At 54.3% G+C, this 1491-nt stretch carries 3 protein-coding genes and 2 pseudogenes; all 5 read left to right on the top strand.

The annotated features are described in order from the left end of the window. Nucleotides 1-234: pseudogene (locus FFT88_RS25065) on the top strand (antitoxin of toxin-antitoxin stability system); the annotation flags it as partial. A gap of 15 nt (nucleotides 235-249) precedes the next feature. Beyond that, a complete protein-coding gene (locus FFT88_RS25060; RefSeq protein ID WP_059268623.1) occupies nucleotides 250-618 on the top strand; it encodes a type IV toxin-antitoxin system YeeU family antitoxin in 369 nt (122 codons plus the stop codon). Nucleotides 619-707: 89 nt separating this feature from the next. After that, complete coding sequence (locus FFT88_RS25055; RefSeq protein WP_061330310.1) at nucleotides 708-1085, top strand: TA system toxin CbtA family protein; 378 nt, start codon at nucleotides 708-710, stop codon at nucleotides 1083-1085. Then, a pseudogene (locus tag FFT88_RS25050) lies at nucleotides 1082-1231 on the top strand (DUF5983 family protein); the annotation flags it as partial. The gene FFT88_RS25055 and the pseudogene FFT88_RS25050, both read left to right, overlap by 4 nt. 75 nt (nucleotides 1232-1306) lie before the next feature. After that, nucleotides 1307-1491, top strand: a 185-nt coding sequence (locus FFT88_RS25045; RefSeq protein ID WP_135403476.1) for a DUF957 domain-containing protein, incomplete at its 3' end; no start/stop codon positions are given.

Raw genomic sequence — 1491 nt, 5'->3', positions numbered from 1 at the left:
CGTTACTGCCATCCGTACAGCATGGATATCACTGTTACCCGGAACAGTCCGACTGGTCAGGCTATGACAGCCGATGCGGAAGCCGCTGTCAGCGAAGCCCTGCGCGACCTGGCCTTCTGGTTGTACCGTCAGCTGGAAAACGAGTACGACAGGCTGACCTCTGATGCCGCTGTTGATGAGGCCCTTCTCATCAACGAATACACCTTCACCGAAGCCGGTCTGCGCGCCGGCTGACCTGAGGACTTTATCGTGTCAGACAAACTCCATGAGACAAATTATCCCGACGACCATAACGACCGCCTCTGGTGGGGACTGCCCTGCACCGTGACGCCCTGTTTCGGGGCACGTCTGGTGCAGGAGGGTAACCGGTTGCATTACCTTGCCGACCGCACCGGTATCAGAGGCCTGTTCAGCGATGCAGATGCGTACCACCTAGACCAGGCCTTTCCGCTGCTGATGAAACAACTGGAGCTCATGCTCACCAGCGGTGAACTGAATCCCCGCCATCAGCATACCGTGACACTGTATGCGAAGGGGCTGACCTGTGAAGCCGACACCCTCGGCTCCTGTGGTTACGTTTATCTGGCTGTTTATCCGACGCCCGAAATGAAAAATTAACTCTCCAGAATAGCCTTCTGCTACGGCCTGGTGTTTTCACCACGCCACTTTCCCATTTTTCATCTCTGCATATCAGGAAAATCTTCAGTATGAACACATTACCCGACACACACGTACGGGAGGCATCGCGCTGCCCGTCTCCCGTCACCATCTGGCAGACACTGCTCACCCGACTGCTGGACCAGCATTACGGCCTCACGCTGAATGACACACCGTTCGCCGATGAACGTGTGATTGAGCAGCATATTGAAGCTGGCATTTCACTGTGTGATGCGGTGAACTTTCTCGTTGAAAAATACGCGCTGGTACGTACCGACCAGCCGGGATTCAGCACCTGTACCCACTCTCAGTTAATAAACAGCATCGATATCCTCCGGGCCCGCCGGGCGACAGGCCTGATGACCCGCGACAATTACAGAACGGTAAATGACATTACCCAGGGGAAGCATCCGGAGGCGAAACAATGAAACTGGCCCTGACGCTGGAGGCAGACAGCGTTAACGTGCAGGCGCTGAACATGGGGCGCATTGTCGTTGACGTCGATGGTATTAAGCTCGCTGAACTGATTAACAAAGTCGCTGAAAACGGTTATTCACTCCGCGTGGTGGATGAACGTGACGCTACCGAAACACCGGCAACTTCTGCCAGCCCTCATCAGTTGCCGGAAGACAATACAGTGATACAGAGCGTGATGCCATTAACCACTGAAACAGCGCTGGATATCCTCATTGCGTGGCTGCAGGACAATATTGACTGCGAATCGGAAATTATCTTTGACAACGATGAGGATAAAACGGATTCGGCAGCACTGTTGCCCTGTATTGAACAGGCCAGGGAGGATATCCGTACCCTGCGCCAACTGCAGCTTCTGCA

The sequence above is a fragment of the Escherichia sp. E4930 genome, from assembly GCF_005845405.1.
Classification (GTDB): Bacteria; Pseudomonadota; Gammaproteobacteria; order Enterobacterales; family Enterobacteriaceae; genus Escherichia.
This window is presented reverse-complemented; position numbering and strand designations above follow the sequence as displayed.